Source organism: Shewanella halotolerans (genome assembly GCF_019457535.1).
GTDB classification, from domain to species: domain Bacteria; phylum Pseudomonadota; class Gammaproteobacteria; order Enterobacterales; family Shewanellaceae; genus Shewanella; species Shewanella halotolerans.
Map to the genome: position 1 here is coordinate 2763367 of NZ_CP080417.1, position 19609 is coordinate 2782975.

A 19609-nucleotide genomic window follows, 5' to 3' on the forward strand; every position below is an offset into this window, starting at 1 on the left:
TTCATTCAAACATAAAAAAAGCACCATTAAGGTGCTTTTTTACTTAAAAACTGAGGCTTACTCGCCACGTTTAAACAGTAGTGAGCCGTTAGTGCCACCAAAGCCGAATGAGTTACACAGGGCGTAATCGAACGCATGACTACGTGCCGTGTGGGGCACGAAATCAAGATCGCACCCTTCGTCTGGATTATCCAGATTGATGGTCGGTGGGATCATCTGATCGCGCAGAGCAAGCAAGGTGATGATCGCCTCAACTGCACCGGCCGCGCCAAGCAGGTGGCCTGTCATCGACTTGGTCGAGCTGACCAGCAGGTTGTAGGCATGGTCGCCAAACACACTCTTCACCGCAGAGGCCTCGGCCTTGTCGCCTGCGGGCGTAGAGGTACCGTGAGCATTAATGTAACCCACGAGCTGCTTGTCGATAGCCGCATCTTTGATGGCGTTTTCCATCGCCAGGGCAGCGCCAGCTCCATCGGCCGGTGGTGAGGTCATATGGAAGGCGTCGCCGCTCATACCAAAACCAACCAGCTCACCATAGATGGTCGCGCCGCGCGCCTTAGCGTGCTCATACTCTTCCATCACCATGATGCCGGCGCCGTCACCTATGACGAAACCATCTCTGTCTTTATCCCAAGGACGACTTGCAGCAACAGGATCTTCGTTGCGGGTAGACAGCGCCTTGGCCGAACCAAAACCACCGACGGCCAGCGGACAGGTTACATCTTCTGCGCCACCGGCAATCATCACATCGGCATCGCCGTATGCGATAGTGCGTGCGGCAAAGCCGATATTATGTACGCCCGTGGTACAGGCGGTGGTAACCGCGAAATTAGGGCCTGTCATGCCGTACTTGATCGACAGGTGACCGGCGATCATGTTGATGATGGTGCTCGGCACGAAAAATGGCGAGATCTTGCGTGGACCGCCCTTTAACAAGGCTGAGTGGGCCGCCTCGATCAGCGGCATACCGCCCATACCGGCGCCGATAGCTGTACCCACACGGGTGGGATCTTCCACTTCCATATTCAAACCGGCATCTTCGATCGCCTGGATACCTGCCGCCATGCCGTATTGGATGAAGAGATCCATCTTGCGGGCTTCTTTCTTTGGCAGGTACTGCTCTACGTCAAAATCTTTGACCGAGCCGCTAAAACGAGTAGAGAACTCGCTGGCATCAAATTTGGTTATCGGTGCGATACCGCTCTGTCCCGCAAGCAGGGCTTTCCAGGACGCCTCTACGGTATTGCCCACAGGGGTCACGAGACCAATACCTGTGACGACTACACGACGTTTAGACACGTTTTCACCTTTCACTAGAATAAGATGGGAGGTCTCAAAAGAGACCGGAAAAACAAGGCTTATTAGGTTATAGCACAGGAAACTCAGGCGGGCATCCGCCCTCTCCTGCTGCTAGCCCTCAAACAAAAACAGGCGGCATAATTGCCGCCTGTTTTAGAGAATTCAGTATTACTGATTCTTAGAAACGTAATCGATCGCTGCTTGAACAGTAGTGATCTTTTCAGCTTCTTCATCAGGGATCTCAGTGTCAAACTCTTCTTCTAGAGCCATTACCAACTCAACGGTGTCCAGAGAATCTGCACCTAGGTCGTCAACGAAAGATGCTGCTGGTTTTACGTCTTCTTCTTTAACGCCCAGTTGCTCGATAATGATTTTCTTTACACGTTCTTCGATGTTGCTCATTAGTTTTCTTTCCTATTCAAATTACGCACTTGCGTAAGATTGCGAGTAGTTTATTCAATTTGGCACACAATGCAAGCTTAACTTTTGTGGTCTAACCACAAAACCTACGTAAGTCTACGCCAAAAATCAATCAAAATCAGTCAGTTGTTATAACCGACGTTTAAACCATGTACATGCCGCCGTTTACATGCAGAGTTTCCCCTGTGATGTAAGCCGCTGAATCCGATGCTAAAAACAGTACAGCATTTGCAATCTCTTGCGGCTGTCCCAGTCTTTCCATAGGAACTTGTGACATAATACCTTTTTGCTGCTCTTCCGTCAGCTCATCTGTCATATCGGTCTGGATAAACCCAGGAGCAATAGCATTCACTGTTATTTGACGAGATGCAACCTCTCTTGCAAGAGATTTTGTAAATCCAATCAAACCAGCCTTTGCTGCGCAATAGTTTGTCTGACCTGCATTGCCCATTGTGCCTACAACAGAGCCAATGTTAATAATACGGCCACTGCGCTTCTTCATCATTGCACGTAACACCTGCTTTGAGGTGCGATAGAGAGAGGTCAGGTTGGTATCTATGATATCCGTCCACTCATCTTCCTTCATACGCATCAAGAGATTGTCGCGCGTGATACCCGCATTGTTTACCAGAATATCAACTTCACCGACTTTTTCTTTGATCGAGGCAAATAAATGGTCAATTGACTCACCATCGGTGACATTTAATACTAATCCATGACCTTTATCACCCAGATATTCCTGGATAGCGGCTGCGCCACGCTCGCTGGTCGCGGTGCCGATAACCAGCGCACCGGCCTCGACCAACGTCTCTGCAACCGCACGGCCAATACCGCGGCTAGCACCAGTTACCAGGGCAACCTTGCCGGTTAAATCTAGATTGAAACTCATCTATTACTCCTTATTCACTCAGCGCGGCAACAGAGGCGGGATCGTTCGCCACTTTCGCACTCAGCGATTTATTAATTCTTTTCGCTAACCCGGTAAGTACCTTACCTGGGCCCACTTCAACCAGCTGGCTAACGCCCTCTGCCGCCATCTTCTCAACGGTCTCAGACCATCTGACCGGGCAGTATAGCTGACGCACTAGGGCATCTTTAATGGCTTCGACTGACTCAGGCGTGGCGACATCGACGTTGTTGACAACAGGAATGCTAGGCGCACTGAAGCTCAATGCGTCCAGCGCCTTGGCCAGTTCATCAGCTGCAGGCTTCATCAATTGACAGTGAGAAGGCACGCTCACAGGCAAGGCAACGGCCATCTTGGCACCGGCCGCCTTACAGGCATCCGCCGCGCGCTCAACCGCCGCTTTCTCACCTGCGATGACCACTTGACCAGGACTGTTAAAGTTAACCGGTGCAACCACCTCACCCTGGGCCGCCTCTTCACAGGCTTTAGCTATGCCGTCGTTATCCAGACCGATAATAGCAAACATGGCGCCGGTACCAGCAGGCACCGCCTGTTGCATCAGCTGACCACGAAGCTCAACCAGCTTCACCGCATCTTTAAAGTCGATCACGCCGGCGCATACCAGCGCAGAGTACTCACCTAGGCTGTGGCCGGCAAGCAAGGCTGGCTTAGACGCAGAAGTGGCTTGGATCGCGCGCCAGATGGCGACGCTTGCGGTAAGCAATGCAGGCTGGGTCTTATCGGTCTGATTCAGAGACTCGGCAGGTCCCTCCTGTACCAGTTGCCATAAATCATAGCCTAACACTTCGCTCGCTTCGGCGAAGGTTTGACCGACGACTTCATGTTCCGCCGCCATGTCGGCCAACATGCCTACGGCCTGAGAACCTTGCCCAGGGAAGACATAAGCAATCTTTTCCATTTTTATATACCTTTACTAAATCAATGTATTCTAGTACTAAAATCGACTAAAAACGAACGAGCGCGCTGCCCCAGGCAAATCCGGCACCGAAGGCCTCGAGAAGCAGAAGCTGACCACGTTGAATACGTCCGTCGCGCACCGCCTCATCCAGGGCAATAGGCACAGAGGCAGCCGAGGTATTACCATGTTTAGCCAGGGTCAATACTACCTTGTCCAGGCTCATGTCGAGCTTCTTAGCGGTCGCCTTGATGATGCGGAAATTCGCCTGATGGGGCACCAGCCAGTCGATCTCAGATTTATCAATCTGGTTGATACGTAGCGTCTCTGTGACCACATGAGAAAGCTGAGTCACGGCGACCTTGAAGACGTCATTGCCCTTCATCGTCATATAGCCGACGGCCTCTGAAGACTCACTGGCTCTTGGCGGGAAGGAACATTTCAGCAGATCGCCTTGACGGCCATCGGCGTAAATATGGGTCGAGATGATGCCCGGCTCTTCTGAGGCGCCCACAACGGCGGCGCCGGCGCCATCCCCGAACAAAATAATGGTGGTGCGATCTTCAGGCTCACACAAACGTGACAGAACATCGGCACCAATCACCAAGACTTTCTTGGCCGCCCCCGTCTTCACAAACTGATCGGCAACCGACAACGCGTAGACAAAGCCAGAGCAAGCGGCGGCGACATCGAAAGCCGGAATGGTATGCACGCCCAGCATAGCCTGAATTTCACAGGCCGCGGCAGGAAAGGCGTTATTGGCGCTCGTGGTGCCACATACGATCATATCCAGCTCGCTAGGGTCTACCCCTGCCATTTCCAGGGCGCGCACGGCTGCGGCGTAACCCATGGTTGATACTGATTCGTCTTCGGCGGCTATTCTGCGCTCTGAAATACCGGTACGTTCAACAATCCACTGGTCACTGGTATCCACCATCTTTTCCAGATCTTGATTGCTACGGACTTGCGCTGGCAAATAACTACCAGTTCCGAGAATTTTTGTATGCATAAGGAGATATCAGTTATTTATGTCTAAAAGGATCGACTCAAGACGCTCTTCGATCATCTTGGGGAGCCGACGTTGTGCTTCGGTCACTGCCAAACTAATTGCTTGTAAATAGGCAGATTCATCCGCACTTCCATGACTTTTTACTACAATTCCGCGCAATCCTATCAGACTTGCTCCGTTATAGTGGTCGGGGTTCATCTGATTTAAAACACTATTAATGCGCGGGGCGATTAACTTGGCCAGTAATCGTACAAAAAAGCCTTGAGTTAAGCCTTTCTTCAACTGATGGACGAGGAGCCTTGCGATCCCCTCTGAGGTTTTCAGGGTAATGTTGCCAACGAAACCGTCACAGACGATGACGTCGACATTACCCGAATAGATGTCATCGCCTTCAATAAATCCGGCGTAATTAAGCTGAGGACTTTGCTGCAGTAATTGTCCCGCCTGCTGCACCTGATCGTTACCCTTGATCTCTTCGATGCCCACGTTAAGCAGGGCCACCTTAGGGGCAGGATTCTTATCCACCGCCTCACACAGAACCGAACCCATCACCGCAAACTGAAACAGGGTTTCCGAGCAGCAGGAGACGTTGGCACCGAGATCCAGCAGATATACGGGTTTATGATTGACTGCAGGTAAGCAGCTTACCAGGGCCGGTCTATCTATGCCGGGAAGCGTCTTGAGTAACACCTTGGAGATGGCCATCAGGGCCCCGGTGTTACCCGCGCTTAAACAGGCCTGTGCCTTCTTGTCACGCACCAGCTCGATTGCCAGACGCATAGAGCTTTGCTTACAGTTGCGCAGCGCATGCACGGGGCGATCGCACATCTTCACCACTTCTGTGGTGTGCACAAGTTCAATACGCGAGAGTATGTCAGATTCAAGGTGGCTTAGCAGAGGTTCGATTTGCGACCTGTCCCCCACCATGATGACGTGTAAGAAGGGGTATAAGCGAAGTGCCTGCAGAGTTGCAGGCACTGTGATGCGGGGACCAAAGTCGCCCCCCATCGCATCTAACGCAAGCGTCAGATTAGTCATCGGCAATCAACAGATTACTTGTTGATAACCTTTTGACCACGGTAGTAACCGTCTGCAGTCACGTTGTGACGACGGTGTAGTTCACCACTCGTTGCATCAACTGACAGTTGAGCAGTGCTCAACGCGTCGTGTGAACGGCGCATACCGCGCTTTGAACGAGATTTTTTATTCTGTTGTACAGCCATTTGACCTGTCTCCTAGATTACTTGCTCTTCAGTTTTTCTAACACTGCAAACGGATTTGGACGCTCCTCTTGAGCGGGTTCAATCTCGCCTACTACTACATCTTGATCGCCTTTGCTGCAGCTTTCGTCAGCATGCATAGGGATCAAAGGCATAGCTACTATCAATTCATCTTCAATCAATTGATGCAGACGAATCTCACCTATCTCATTGCACTCAATAGGGTCATACGCATCCGGGAGCTCATCGATTTCTGCCTCAGACCCGCAAGGGCTAAAACAAAAGTCGACCGTAACCTCAGTGGTAAATAGCGTCATGCAACGTTGACATATCAGAGTGAGCTCCGTCACAGCCTTCCCTTTCAGGTAGACTATCCCCTGTATATCTACACCACATTCAAGCGACACTGCCACATCGGAACAGTCGCCGGCACATAACTCATTTAATCGCTTTAGCTGCACACCGGGTACAATGCCTTCATAAGAAAGCTTGCTGGCCGCTGCGCGTATAGGATCAATTGAAACCGGTATCTTTACTGTTTGCATAAGGCGCGCATATTATAGTTTGAATTACCTTGAGTCAAAGGAAAATTTATCTCCTTTATCGATCCCGTTAACGAAAGCGATAAAACCCATCAATAATTCAAAAATTGTTGGAGTGAAAATTTTACCCAAGGGCCGATGGATACTCAAGCCCCGCACGCTTAAAATAGAAGCATTCGCGCGGCCTTAGTCGCCTCTTTTTATTACCCTTGCCTAAATATAGTCCGCACCTTACATATCAGTTTCATCATGCATGTATTTTTGTGCCATTGCGTTCAAACCTTGCTCGCCCATCTCGTCTTCTACACGACTCTATTCTGCATTTTTACCCAAGATGGCTTATGATAGCCGCCACTCACATTAAGCTTTGCTCCGCGCAATAGATAACAGATAACAAGGTTAAACCATGACCCCGGCTATCATTCTCGCCTCTACCTCGGTATTTCGTCAGTCTTTGCTTAAGAAGCTGGCCATAGCATTCGACACCTGCGCACCAGAGGTCGACGAGACCCCGATTGCGGGCGAGTCGGCTCAGCAACTGGTAACACGCCTGGCATTAGCCAAAGCCAAGGCGGGTGCACAGGGCCGTCAGAGCGGGCTCATCATAGGCTCAGATCAAGTCGCCGTGGTCGATGGCGAGATCATAGGTAAGCCGCTGACTCGTGCCAACGCCATAGCACAACTCGAGCGCGTCTCAGGTAAATCCATCACCTTCTATACCGGCCTTGCGCTGTTTAACGTGGCCGATAAGACGAGCGAGGTGATCTGCGAGCCCTTCATCGTACACTTCAGGGCGCTAGCGGCCGAACAGATCAAATACTATGTCGACACCGAGCAGCCCCTCTACTGCGCAGGCAGCTTCAAATCTGAAGGCCTGGGCATCGCCCTGTTTAAGCGCCTCGAGGGACGGGACCCCAACACTCTGGTTGGCTTGCCTCTTATCGCCCTCACCCAGATGTTGCTTAAGCAAGGGGTGGACATCTTGGCGCCGGCGCAGAAATAAAGGTCATCCGCGAATCACTCATCACCATTAATTATCATTTCGTATTTGCCAACCTGTTTTACGGTATCCGGCGGACTCAAACTCAAGATAAAGTCCTTCATAGGGCTTTATTGCCGCCTGCCAGCAGGCATTCGTTCCAAACAACCCAACATGCTTAGCTTTATTCACTGAATCCAAGCTTCACAAACGGATAAAAACTAGCTACTTTGAAGTTTAAGATTTCATACGCCAATAACTTAGCGACAAGGAAGTCAATTGCATTTGGGTGGTTAGCTATTATGACCGATCTCGAAGAAGCGCTTGCCTTGCTCGCCGCCCCCTGTATCGACGAGCGATTTTTCCAGCGAGCCCTAAAAGCACTGGCGCTGGTGACTCAGTGTCGCTGGGCGGCTTTCGCGCGCCCCTCGATTCATCGCGGGAAAATTGAGGTGGTCGCCTTTTGCGACGTGAAACAAACCATTCCCGGGTTTGAATTCGATCTCATGGGCTCCCCCTGTGAAGCCATCTATCAGATGCGCTACCCCAATACCCATCTCTTGTATGCAAATGATCTGCAGCAGCGCTTTCCCGACTTTCAGCTCATCAAAGATCTCGGCGCCGTCAGCTACCAGGCCGAGTTGATCCTGGACGACGAGGGCGGCCCGATTGGGCATATCTTGGTGATGGATACTCTCCCCCAACGGGAAAACACTAAGTCGCGGGAGTTTTTCCGGCTACTCGCCCAGCGGATCGGTATCGAATACAAGCGCCTGCTGATGTCGAGGGAATTGTCGGTGCACAAGGAGATGATCGCATCGACCCACCACATGATGTCCTTCGTCGGCCTCGACTATCGCTATCATGTGGTGTCTAAAGGCTATGAGCACCTGCTTAACTGTGATGCGAGCCAGATCATCGGTAAACATGCCAGCGAGATCCACGGCAAGGCGATATTCGAGACCCACCTTAAGCCACTGCTAGACAGATCCTTCGCAGGCGAGTCGATAAATACACAAACCCGCATCCATCCCCCTTCGGTACCCGAACCACAATACCTCAACGTCCATCACAACCCGCACCAGGATGAAAATGGCCGAATAAGCGGGGTCATAGTCTCGGCCCACAACATTACCGAGCTGCATAAGGCAAAAGAGCAAAGCGAATATCTGGCCTTTCATGACTCGCTGACCCAGCTGCCTAATCGACTGGCGCTGTTTAATCACTTCGCCGACTTGTTGTCTCGCCTAAACCAAAGCCAAGCAGAACTCGCCGTGCTCTATCTGGATCTGGATGATTTCAAGCTGATCAACGACAACTACAACCATCTGGTTGGTGACAAGGTGCTGCAGAAGGTTGCCGAGATCTTAAGGAAGGTATGCCCAGAGGCTGAGATGGTGGCAAGGATCGGCGGCGACGAGTTCATCATATTGCATAGCTTCGATGCTCAGGATGAGAGCGACAAAAGCCGCGCACTCTCCGCGCTCTGCCAAAGCCTGAATCAGATGCTTGACGAAGGCATTAGCCATGAGGGAGATCATCTGAGGCTCGCCGCCAGTATCGGTTGTCACTGGGTCGAGCCGGATCAGAGAGATGTCTCGGCGCTTATCTGTCTGGCGGACAAATCAATGTACCGCAACAAGCGCCGTAAGCGGCTTAATGAGCCTCGCCAGTGATGAGTGCTAGCAGCGCCAGCGGATGCTCGGCGATGGCAACAGGGTTGGCTTCTTGCAGCTTCAACGCCGAATGAGCGCCATAACTCACCCCTATGCCATCTATGCCCGCATTGCTCGCCATATTGAGATCGTGCACCGAGTCACCGATCATCACCGCCTTCTCGGGAGCAACATCGAGCATTGAGAGCAACTCATGCAGCATCTGCGGGTGAGGCTTACTCTTGGCCTCATCGGCGCAGCGACTGGCCACAAAGTGCTGATGGAAACCTGTCTCATTGAGTACCCTATCTAACCCGGCGCGGGCCTTACCGGTAGCCACAGCCAGTTGATGCCCAGACGCCTTGAGAGACAAGAGCACCTGCTCGGCGCCGTCAAACACTGGGCTCGGCGTTTGATTGAGCTGCAGATACTGCTGGCGATACACACTAACCATATTCTGACGGGTCTGCTCGCAGGCACTGGGATGCAGAACATTTAACGCCTCGTCCATCGACAGGCCTATGATGTCTCGAATCGCTTGCTCGCTCGGCACCATCATGCTCAGCTCCCTGGCGGTCTGCTGCATGCAGGCCACTATCTTGCTGACCGAGTCCATCAGGGTACCATCCCAGTCGAATATCACTAGATCGTATCGTTTCATGCCTTATCCAATTTGTTCAATAAGTCTTGTAGTGCCTTATCCAGTGGCGCCTTCACCTGCATCACTTCTTCGGTCACTGGATGGGTGAATTTCAGTTGGGCAGCATGAAGAAAGAGACGATTGAGCCCTAACTCGCGCATGGCATCATCGAACTTCTGCTCGCTGTATTTCTCATCACAGGCGATGGGGTGACCGGCATACTGGCAATGCACCCGGATCTGATGGGTACGTCCGGTAACCGGACTGGCCTGTACCAAGGTGGCCCCCTGGTAGCGCTGCATCACCTTAAAACGGGTTTCCGAGGGTTTACCCTCTTGATTGACCCGCACGATACGCTCGCCCGACTTTAGGGTAAGTTTCAGCAGCGGCGCATTGATCACCTTGTCATGGTTTTGCCACTCACCGCGAACCAAGGCCATGTAATCCTTCTGCATCTTCTTGTAACGCAGCTGATCGTGCAGGTGTTTAAGCGCGCTGCGCTTCTTGGCGATCAACAAGACGCCCGAGGTTTCCTTATCCAAGCGGTGAACCAGTTCGAGAAACTTCTGCTGCGGTCTGAGCGAACGCATCGCCTCGATCACGCCAAAATCAACACCACTGCCACCATGCACAGCAATGCCTGCGGGCTTGTTTAGCACTATGATGGCCTTATCTTCAAACAGGATACGCCCCTCGAGTTGGGACACCTTGGTCAACTTAGCACTCGGTCCGGGCTTGTCATCGCTGCTGGATACGCGAACAGGCGGGATCCGTACCACATCGCCGTCTTGCAGCTTATATTCGGGCTTGATCCGCTTCTTGTTGACGCGCACCTCGCCCTTGCGCACGATACGATAGATCATGCTCTTGGGGACGCCCTTCAGTTTAGTGACCAGAAAGTTATCGATTCGCTGGCCCAAATGGTCCTCATCTATGGTGACCAACTCGACCTTATTTAACGCTTGTTGACTATTCATGCTACGCCTTGTCTCTTTCAAGCCGCATATTGTACATCAGTTCAGAAGTTTTGTGCCTTTCCATTTGCTGATTTTCTGGATTGTTGCTATATTTGCCACGCGAATGGGGATAAATAGTGAATAAAGTGTTCACAAATCGCCCAAAGCAAGCGCGAAGAGCCGAGACTAAAAGATATTTGTACTGAGTAGTAAGTGATTGACTTACAGGTTGTTATACAAAAATAAACCGAGAAAACGAGTTTAAACAACTAAACACAGTATCAATACCACATTTCAACGTGGTTTCTCTAAGAATAGCGCCCCAAATTCGAAGTTTAATTTTAACTTGTCGTCAGACGAGCACATATCGATTTTGGCATTACCGGAAAGCACATTAGAATTTATGGGGTTGGTTGACGTTTTACAACGAATTCCTTGTTTTTAGCGATTTTAAAAAATAAGCCATAAATAGGATGCGACACGCAGCGATTGCGTCTTACAAAGATTGCGCACCTTTGCCCAGACCCAAGCCGTGAGGCTCCGCTTACCATTCTGGGCCCGTAATGCATCGAAAAAGCTTCGTTTGATGACCTTATTTTAAGAAGAAATACGTCATCATGAAACGGATGTTAATTAATGCGACTCAATCTGAAGAGTTGCGCGTTGCCCTAGTTGATGGGCAACAACTGTACGATCTCGACATTGAGAGTCCTGGTCACGAGCAGAAGAAAGCCAACATCTACAAGGGTAAAATCACCCGCGTAGAACCCTCTCTTGAAGCGGCATTCGTCGACTATGGCGCCGAGCGTCATGGTTTCCTTCCCCTTAAAGAAATTGCACGCGAATACTTCCCTAAAGGTTACTCTTTCCAAGGCCGTCCTAACATCAAAGAGGTGGTGAAAGAGGGTCAGGAAGTCATAGTACAGATTGATAAAGAAGAACGTGGCAACAAGGGCGCGGCCCTGACCACCTTCATCAGTCTGGCGGGCTCATACCTGGTGCTGATGCCAAATAATCCTCGCGCCGGCGGTATTTCTCGCCGAATCGAAGGTGATGAGCGTACCGAGCTAAAAGCGGCTATGTCTGAGCTAGAAGTACCGCAAGGCATGGGGCTTATCGTGCGCACCGCAGGTGTAGGTAAAGATGCTGCCGAGCTGAAATGGGATCTTAAGGTTCTCCAGCACCACTGGGCTGCCATCGAAGAAGCGGCGCAAAACCGCCCTGCACCTTTCCTGATCCATCAGGAAAGCAACGTTATCGTTCGCGCCATCCGTGACTACCTGCGCCGCGACGTAGGCGAAGTCCTTATCGACCATCAGCGTATCTACGAACAGGCCAAACAACACGTTGCTTTGGTACGTCCTGACTTTGTCGATCGTATCAAGCGCTACGAAGCAGAAGTTCCGCTATTTACTCATTTCCAGATTGAAACTCAGATCGAATCGGCCTTCCAGCGTGAAGTTCGCCTTCCTTCTGGCGGTTCTATCGTTATCGATCCAACCGAAGCACTGACCTCAATCGATATCAACTCGGCCCGCGCAACTAAGGGCGGTGACATCGAAGAAACTGCGCTCAATACCAACCTTGAAGCGGCCGACGAGATTGCCCGTCAGCTGCGTCTGCGCGACTTGGGCGGCCTGGTGGTTATCGATTTCATCGACATGACGCCGGTCAGACACCAACGCGAAGTCGAAAACAGAATGCGCGACGCCGTGCATCATGACAGAGCCCGTGTGCAACTGGGACGCATCTCTCGCTTCGGTCTGATGGAGATGTCGCGTCAGCGTCTGCGTCCGTCACTGGAAGAGTCTGCCGCGCACCTGTGTCCACGCTGTCATGGCCAGGGCACCATCCGTGGTACCGAGTCACTGGCGCTCTCTATCCTGCGTCTGATGGAAGAGGAAGCGATCAAAGAGAACACCTCTCAGATTGAAGCGATCGTGCCTGTCGATGTCGCCGCCTTCCTGCTCAACGAGAAGCGTAAAGCCATTCGTATCACAGAACAGCGCCACGATGTCGAAGTCTATGTGATCCCAGATCCAAACATGACGACACCTGACTACCGTGTGACCCGTCACCGCAAAGACGATCAGATCAGCGAGTCAAGCTACAAGCTGCTCGAGCAGCCTGAATCTAAGCTCTACGAGCCGCGTAAACTAGAGCGCGCCGCCTCACCTGAGCCAGCACTGAAAGGCTTCTCAACGCCGGTTAAGGATGCCCCAACCCAGACGGCGCCCGCACCAGCCAAGCAGGTTGAAAAGCCTCAAGAACCAGGTTTGATCGCCAAGCTATTTGCCGCCATCGGCAAGCTGTTTGGTGGTGAGCCAGAGCAGCCAAAGGAAGAGGTTAAGAAAGAGCAGCCTCGTCGCAACGCGCAAAACCGTAACAGTCGTCGCAACAACCGTCGCAATGATCCACGTAAGAGCCGCGACGAAGGCAAAGAGACCGACAACAAGCGCAGCCGTGTTGCCAAGAGCGAAGATACCGACAACCGCGCCGCTAAGGGCCGTAACGAGAAACGCCAAAAGCGTGACCGTGACGACAAGCCACAGAGTCAGAGCAAAGACACTGAAAGCCAAGCGCAGCAGCCAAAGCAAGAAGCCGCTCGCGAGCGTCGTCAACGCCGAAACATGCGCCGTAAGGTCCGCGTGCAGTCAGAGCAGCAGCTCGCCGATGAGGCCGCACTCGCCGTCGAAGTTGCCGAGAAGGCCAACGACGAGCAGGTACAAGTGCCAGCCGCAGAAGCCTCTGCAGACGATAAGCCGCAGCGTCAGAAACGCCAGCCTCGTAAGAGCAAGCCTAAGCAGGAAAAAGTCGACAAGCTAGAAGACGAGACTCAAGCCGAGCAAGTCGCTGCTGAAGACACTGCCAGCGAGCAGCCAGCTGTCGAGACTCAGGCCGCAAGCGAGCCTCAAGCAGCAGTCGATGCCGAAGTGACGGCACAAGGCGAAGCTAATGCCAAAGAAACTCATGCGGACGAAGCTCAAGCAGAAGAGGCTAGTGCTCAACCGCAAGAGGGCGAGTCTGAAGGCAAACGCGAGCCAAGAGAAGGCCAACGTCGTAGTCGTCGTAGCCCACGTCATCTGCGCGCCGCCGGTCAACGTCGTCGCCGCGATGAAGAAGGCAATGGTGAAGTTAGCAATGGCGAGCCCGCCTTCATTCCAAACGAGGTGGAAACTGCGCCTCTGCTGGGTGAGCAGCTAGAACAAGAAGGCAGCGTTGTTGAAGCCGTTAGCGAAGTACAGGCTCCTGCGACTGAGCAAGAAGCGGTTAAACAAGAGGCTGACAAAGTAACTCCAGTCGCCGAAACGACTGTCGCCGAAACTACAGTCACCGAGGAAGCACCTGCTAAAGCGGCCGCCGAAGAAGCTTCTCAAGAAGAGAGCAAGCCTAAGCCAAGACGTCGTGCACCTAAGGCCAAAGTCGCCTCTGAAGAGGAAACCTCTGTAGAAGAAGCGCAGCAAAGCCTACCTCTGGCAGGCGAGGCGGAAGCTAGTCTGAAAGAGGAAGTTCAGGCAGAGCTGGATCTAACCAGCACACCTGAAGAGGTTAAGGCCAGCCAAGAAGCGGCGCCTCAAGTGGCAGAAGTTTCAGCACAGGCCGAAGAGCCAGTTGCGGCGCCTACAGCAGTAGAAGCCGCTCCAGTCGAGACGCCTGAAGTCGAAGCAGAAACCAAGGCTGACGCAGAAGCGCCTGTTACTGAAGCACCTGCTGCCAAAGAAAACAGCGCCGCCTCAGCCCCTATGGCAAAGCCTGCAGCCGTACAAGCCCCAACCGCTAAGGTGAAACCTGCGGCTAACGTTGAGGCTGCACCAGCAGAGGAAAAGCCAGAAGAGACGGCTAGCGACGAGGCTGAGAAACCTGCGCCTAAGGCCACCAGCCGCTTCGGTTCCATGGTGAGTTCTACCATGACCAAGCCTGAGGTAGAAGCCAGGGCACTCGTTGACACCCCATCGGGACGTCAATATGAAGCCACGGCAAAAGAAGCTTCTGCCGAGCCGGTGAAACGCGGTAACAGCGCAAACTCGGAAATGGCACGTCCCTAAGGTATACTAAGCCTTAAGTCGAAAAAGCCATGCACTATTGCATGGCTTTTTATTTTATTGGCGCCACTATTTTGCTAGTATGCGCGACCGAAAATCACTCAACTAACATATTAATAACAGAGGCTAAATGTTCGATCTTATTCGTCACAAAACCAGCAGCCACAGAGCCGACCTCTTGTCGGGACTCACGGTTGCCTTGGCATTGGTTCCCGAAGCCGTTGCTTTTGCTTTCGTCGCCGGTGTCGAGCCTATGGTCGGCCTATACGCCGCCTTCATCATGGGACTGGTCACCGCCCTTATCGGCGGACGTCCCGGCATGATCTCTGGCGCCACGGGTGCCATGGCGGTTGTCATGGTGGCACTGGTCAGCGAACATGGGGTGCAATACCTCTTTGCAGCGGTCGTGCTGGCTGGCCTGATACAGGTGGCTTGTGGCCTGTTTAAGCTGGGAAAATTTATCCGTATCGTGCCCTATCCTGTGATGATAGGCTTCGTGAACGGTCTGGCCATAGTGATCTTTCTGGCGCAACTTGGCCAGTTTAAGGTCCCCGACGCTAACGGTGTGTTAACCTGGCTACCACAAGATCAATTGCTCCTCATGCTGGGTCTAGTGGCCCTCACCATGGCGATCATCCACTTCCTACCTAAGCTCACCACGGCATTTCCGTCATCATTAGCGGCGATCCTGACGGTCACCGCCATCGTAGTCTTCATGGATCTCGATACCCGTAACGTACTGGACTTCTTGAAATCCATGTCAGGCGATGAAAGCGCGACCATAGCCGGCAATCTGCCTAGCTTCGCCATTCCCTCTGTACCCTTTAACCTGGAGACGCTGTCGATCATCCTGCCCTACTCCTTTATCTTGGCGGCTGTTGGTCTTATCGAGTCTCTACTGACCCTGACGGTGATCGATGAGATGACCAGCACCCGAGGCAAAGGTAACAAGGAATGTGTCGGCCAGGGCATAGGTAACATCACCAGTGGCTTCTTCGGCGCCATGGGTGGCTGCGCCATGATAGGTCAGTCAATGATCAACATTAACTCGGGCGGACGCGGCAGACTCTCGGGCATTACGGCGGCCATCGCCCTACTCACCTTTATCCTGTTCGGCTCGGCGCTGATCGAGATGATCCCACTGGCGGCGCTTGTGGGTGTGATGTTCATGGTGGTACTGGGCACATTCGAGTGGGCAAGCTTCAAGGTGATGCGTAAGGTGCCTAAGCATGATGCCTTCGTGATCCTGCTGGTGACTGTGGTGACTGTGTTTACCGATCTCGCCTTTGCGGTATTTGTCGGCGTTATCGTCTCAGCCCTGGTATTTGCCTGGGAGCACGCCAAACATATCAATGTCGATGTGAGCGAAGATGCCAACGGCTGGAAAGTCTATAAGCTAAACGGTCCGCTATTCTTCGGTTCAGTTGCCGAGTTCTTAGAGCTGTTCCACGCCAAGACAGATCCACAAGATGTGATTGTCGATTTCCAAAACTCTCGCGTGTGCGATCACTCGGCCCTCGAAGCCATTGACACCCTGGCAGAGCGTTATGTGAGCTCGGGTAAGCGATTGCATCTGCGTCACCTCAGCCATGACTGTAAACAGCTGTTGCATAAGGCAGGCGACTTGGTAGAGGTCAACCTGATAGAAGACCCCCACTATAAGGTGGCCGACGACAAACTCGATTCTTAAGGCGTCCAGCTCCAAATAAGCTGGCTAAACCTTGGCAACAAAAAAAGGCGCATCATGCGCCTTTTTTTATTATCCACCGCCCGACTTGAGCCGCTCCTTAAACAGGGCTTTTATCTTATCCACCTTGGGCTTGACCACCATCTGACAGTAAGGCTGCTGTCGGTTATGCTCGAAGTAAGCATCGTGATAAGGCTCGGCGGGATAGAAGTTATCCAGCGCCACCAGCTCTGTGACTATGGGCTTATCGAAGATGTTCGCCTCGGTCAGCCTGGCTATCATCTGACTTGCGGCCTGGATCTGCTCATCGTCATGGGCAAATATCACCGAGCGATACTGAGTGCCGACATCATTGCCTTGCCGATTAAGTGTGGTGGGATCATGGCTCTGCCAGAAAACCTCCAGCAGCTCATCAAAGCTGATGATATGACTGTCATACTCTATCTGCACCACCTCGGCATGGCCTGTATCACCGGCGCAGACGGCGCGGTAGTTAGCGCTGGAGGCTTCCCCACCCGCATAACCAGACTTCACCGCTATCACGCCTCTTAGCTGACTAAACACCGCCTCGAGACACCAGAAGCAGCCACCGCCTAAGGTCGCCCAGCGAATATGACTGTCATCGCTCTGCTGCGTCGCTTCACCTTTGAAGACCATGGAGACAGAGTTCACGCAGTGGCGCAAATTCTTGTCTGTCAGGTATTCGCCCTCAAACACATGGCCTAAATGCGCGTCGCACTGAGCGCATACTATCTCCACCCGATGCCCATCGGCATCGGGCAAGCGTTTTACCGCCCCCGGGATCTCATCATCGAACGCAGGCCAGCCGCAATGGGCGTTAAACTTATGCTCGGATAGATAGAGAGGCGCATCACATCGCTTACAATGATAGACACCAGGCGCATCGTGCTGGTTGTATTCACCACTAAAGGGCCGTTCGGTTCCCTTACTCTCAATCACATACCGCTCAAATTCCGTTAGTTCACGCATAGTTAAAGACTCTTACACTCCTGTACTGCTAATACAACCACTAGGATCAATAAGATCACACTACTCACAATAGCAGATAAAAGACCTAGTAAATAGGTAGGTTATTACATGGTTATATCAATTATCGGCTGTTTATTAGCTAACCTATGATTTTAATCGTGAAAATAATGGCTGTAATCTAGCCTCTTCTTGTGGTCAAACAATGAAAACGTGATTTTTATCACACCCAATTGCCCAAAGGCGATCCCAGGGGTACACTGCCTGCGGGGTTCAATAACAAGAAAACAAAATATGAAATTAGAAACAATAGATTACCGTGCTCAGGACAGCGACCAGCGCTTCGTTGAGTCCTTGCGTGAAACTGGATTTGGCGTACTCTCAAATCACCCAATCGACAAGGCCTTAGTAGATACCATCTATGAAGAGTGGCAAGCCTTCTTCAATAGCGATGAGAAACTTGACTACCTATTTAAGCCAGAAACCCACGACGGTTTCTTCCCGGCCGATGTTTCTGAAACCGCTAAGGGTCATACGGTTAAAGATATTAAAGAGTATTACCATGTTTACCCATGGGGCCGCATTCCCGACGCCCTCAGGGAAAACATTCTGCGCTATTACCAGGAAGCCAATGCCTTGGCAGAAGAGCTGCTAGGCTGGGTGGAAGCCCATACGCCGGCAGAAGTGGCGGTCAATTACTCTATCGCCCTGCCAAAAATGATCGAGAACAGCCACAAGACACTGCTGCGCATCCTTCATTATCCACCAATGTCGGGTGATGAAGAGCTAGGCGCCATTCGCGCCGCGGCTCACGAAGATATCAACCTGCTTACCGTATTGCCGGCCGCCAACGAACCAGGGTTGCAGGTAAAAGCCAAATCGGGCGAATGGTTAGACGTACCAAGCGATTTCGGTAACCTGATCATCAACATAGGTGACATGCTCCAGGAAGCATCGGGCGGCTACTTCCCATCCACGACCCATAGAGTGGTCAACCCGGAAGGCGCCGACAAGACACGCTCGCGCATCTCCCTGCCCCTCTTCCTACATCCTAAGCCAGAGGTGGTCCTGTCTGAGCGTTACACCGCCGACAGTTATCTGATGGAGCGTCTGAGAGAATTAGGCGTTATCTAGCGCCCTCTACTAAGATAAAAGCGCCCCAGGGCGCTTTTTATTTATGATTTTTAAGCCATATCAAGGTAAAATCCCTCCCCAAATTTGCACAGAGACAGAGTACAGAAATGGCAATTCAGTGGTTTCCAGGCCATATGCACAAGGCGCGCAAAGAGATAGCAGAGGTGATGCCTCAGGTCGATCTGGTTATCGAGGTGCTCGACGCCCGTATCCCTTACAGCAGTGAAAACCCTATGGTCGCCAGTTTGCGTGGCGATAGGCCCTGTATCAAGCTGCTCAACAAGTCAGATCTGGCCGATCCCGAGATCACCCAACGCTGGATTGACTATCTGGAGCAGGAGCAAGGGGTAAAGGCGATGGCCATCACCACCTTACAGGCAGCCCAGGTGCGTAAGGTCCCCGAACTCTGTCGTAAGCTGGTTCCCAACCGCGATAAGATAGAAAAAGATATCCGTACCATGATCATGGGGATCCCTAACGTAGGTAAATCAACCATTATCAATACCTTAGCGGGAAGAGTGATTGCCAAAACCGGTAATGAGCCTGCAGTCACCAAGACCCAGCAGCGTATCAATCTGAAAAATGGCATCGTACTGTCAGACACCCCAGGTATTCTCTGGCCCAAGGTGGACAACGAGGCCAGCAGCTATCGCCTGGCGGTAACCGGCGCCATCAAAGACACGGCAATGGAATATGAAGATGTGGCCATGTTTGCCGCCGAATACTTCCTAAAGGCCTATCCCGATGCCATGCTTGAGCGTTACAAGCTTAAAGAGTTGCCCGATGACGATATCGGTCTGCTCGAGGCTATCGGCCGTAAACGGGGCGCGTTGAGACCGGGTGGCAGAATCGACCTGCATAAGGCCTCTGAACTCCTGTTGCATGAATTCCGCTCGGGTAAGATAGGTCAGTTGTCACTGGAGACTCCAGAGATGGCCGAGGTCGAGAAGGCGGAAGTAGCTCGAATCCTGGCCGAGAAAGAGGCCGAGAAACAAGCCAAAATCGAGGCCGAGCGGCTGAAACGCTCCGGCGTTCGTCATAACGACTAGGCTGTCTGATTGAAATACTGACATTACACCGCTTGCAAGGTGATGCTCTTGATACTTCAATAAGCGTCAGTTGCAAGCGGTTTTGCCTTCTATAGCCTTACCTGATACAGCTTTGCACAACGTAGCCTTACTTTTAGCTCTACTTATCTAGCTCTACTTATCTAGC

17 protein-coding genes are annotated in these 19609 nt (G+C 52.1%); 6 read left to right on the forward strand and 11 right to left on the reverse strand.

The window, feature by feature from the left end; all coding sequences use genetic code 11:
• Window positions 1–57: 57 nt before the first annotated feature.
• From fabF to yceD, 8 genes are all read right to left on the reverse strand, one after another.
• Complete coding sequence (fabF, locus tag K0H81_RS11825) at window positions 58–1299, reverse strand: beta-ketoacyl-ACP synthase II (RefSeq protein ID WP_220044917.1); 1242 nt, start codon at window positions 1297–1299, stop codon at window positions 58–60.
• A gap of 168 nt (window positions 1300–1467) precedes the next feature.
• Window positions 1468–1701 (reverse strand): acyl carrier protein, encoded by a 234-nt coding sequence (gene acpP / locus K0H81_RS11830; RefSeq protein WP_011865403.1) that lies wholly within the window; start codon window positions 1699–1701, stop codon window positions 1468–1470.
• A gap of 160 nt (window positions 1702–1861) precedes the next feature.
• A complete protein-coding gene (fabG, locus tag K0H81_RS11835) occupies window positions 1862–2608 on the reverse strand; it encodes a 3-oxoacyl-ACP reductase FabG (protein WP_144198741.1) in 747 nt (248 codons plus the stop codon).
• Between the two features lie 10 nt (window positions 2609–2618).
• Window positions 2619–3545, reverse strand: a complete 927-nt coding sequence (gene fabD, locus K0H81_RS11840; protein ID WP_220058462.1) for an ACP S-malonyltransferase — start codon at window positions 3543–3545, stop codon at window positions 2619–2621.
• Between the two features lie 46 nt (window positions 3546–3591).
• Window positions 3592–4551 carry a beta-ketoacyl-ACP synthase III gene (locus tag K0H81_RS11845; protein ID WP_011865400.1) on the reverse strand — a complete coding sequence of 320 codons (960 nt, stop codon included), beginning with the start codon at window positions 4549–4551 and terminating at the stop codon, window positions 3592–3594.
• A gap of 9 nt (window positions 4552–4560) precedes the next feature.
• Window positions 4561–5589 (reverse strand): phosphate acyltransferase PlsX, encoded by a 1029-nt coding sequence (plsX, locus tag K0H81_RS11850; protein ID WP_220058463.1) that lies wholly within the window; start codon window positions 5587–5589, stop codon window positions 4561–4563.
• 14 nt (window positions 5590–5603) lie between these two features.
• Window positions 5604–5774, reverse strand: coding sequence for a 50S ribosomal protein L32 (gene rpmF, locus K0H81_RS11855; RefSeq protein WP_011865398.1), 171 nt, complete (start codon window positions 5772–5774; stop codon window positions 5604–5606).
• A 17-nt stretch (window positions 5775–5791) separates the two neighbouring features.
• On the reverse strand, window positions 5792–6316 hold the full coding sequence (yceD, locus tag K0H81_RS11860) for a 23S rRNA accumulation protein YceD (protein ID WP_144198735.1): 525 nt from the start codon (window positions 6314–6316) through the stop codon (window positions 5792–5794).
• Window positions 6317–6719: 403 nt separating this feature from the next.
• On the opposite strand from yceD, the gene K0H81_RS11865 reads away from it, so the two are divergent.
• Together K0H81_RS11865 and K0H81_RS11870 are read left to right on the forward strand one after the other, a co-directional pair.
• Window positions 6720–7316, forward strand: coding sequence for a Maf family protein (locus tag K0H81_RS11865; RefSeq protein WP_220058464.1), 597 nt, complete (start codon window positions 6720–6722; stop codon window positions 7314–7316).
• Window positions 7317–7594: 278 nt separating this feature from the next.
• Entirely contained in the window at window positions 7595–8968 is a 1374-nt protein-coding gene (locus tag K0H81_RS11870; protein WP_220058465.1) for a sensor domain-containing diguanylate cyclase, read from the forward strand.
• On the opposite strand, the gene K0H81_RS11875 is transcribed toward K0H81_RS11870, so the two are convergent.
• Entirely contained in the window at window positions 8949–9608 is a 660-nt protein-coding gene (locus tag K0H81_RS11875) for an HAD-IA family hydrolase (RefSeq protein ID WP_220058466.1), read from the reverse strand. The genes K0H81_RS11870 and K0H81_RS11875 overlap by 20 nt on opposite strands.
• The gene (gene rluC, locus K0H81_RS11880; protein ID WP_220058467.1) at window positions 9605–10564 is read right to left on the reverse strand and encodes a 23S rRNA pseudouridine(955/2504/2580) synthase RluC; all 960 of its coding nucleotides are present in this window, start codon (window positions 10562–10564) and stop codon (window positions 9605–9607) included. The genes K0H81_RS11875 and rluC overlap by 4 nt, the downstream gene beginning before the upstream one ends.
• Before the next feature lie 596 nt (window positions 10565–11160).
• Between rluC and rne the strand changes: the two genes are divergently transcribed.
• Window positions 11161–14589: a ribonuclease E gene (gene rne / locus K0H81_RS11885; RefSeq protein WP_220058468.1), complete on the forward strand. Its 3429-nt coding sequence runs from the start codon at window positions 11161–11163 to the stop codon at window positions 14587–14589.
• A gap of 127 nt (window positions 14590–14716) precedes the next feature.
• Window positions 14717–16276: a SulP family inorganic anion transporter gene (locus K0H81_RS11890; protein ID WP_220058469.1), complete on the forward strand. Its 1560-nt coding sequence runs from the start codon at window positions 14717–14719 to the stop codon at window positions 16274–16276.
• A gap of 69 nt (window positions 16277–16345) precedes the next feature.
• On the opposite strand, the gene K0H81_RS11895 is transcribed toward K0H81_RS11890, so the two are convergent.
• The gene (locus K0H81_RS11895; RefSeq protein WP_220058470.1) at window positions 16346–17263 is read right to left on the reverse strand and encodes a bifunctional methionine sulfoxide reductase B/A protein; all 918 of its coding nucleotides are present in this window, start codon (window positions 17261–17263) and stop codon (window positions 16346–16348) included.
• A 291-nt stretch (window positions 17264–17554) separates the two neighbouring features.
• Between K0H81_RS11895 and K0H81_RS11900 the strand changes: the two genes are divergently transcribed.
• Complete coding sequence (locus K0H81_RS11900; RefSeq protein WP_220058471.1) at window positions 17555–18394, forward strand: isopenicillin N synthase family dioxygenase; 840 nt, start codon at window positions 17555–17557, stop codon at window positions 18392–18394.
• Between the two features lie 107 nt (window positions 18395–18501).
• Window positions 18502–19443 (forward strand): ribosome biogenesis GTPase YlqF, encoded by a 942-nt coding sequence (ylqF, locus tag K0H81_RS11905; RefSeq protein WP_144198717.1) that lies wholly within the window; start codon window positions 18502–18504, stop codon window positions 19441–19443.
• The last annotated feature ends 166 nt before the right edge of the window (window positions 19444–19609 follow it).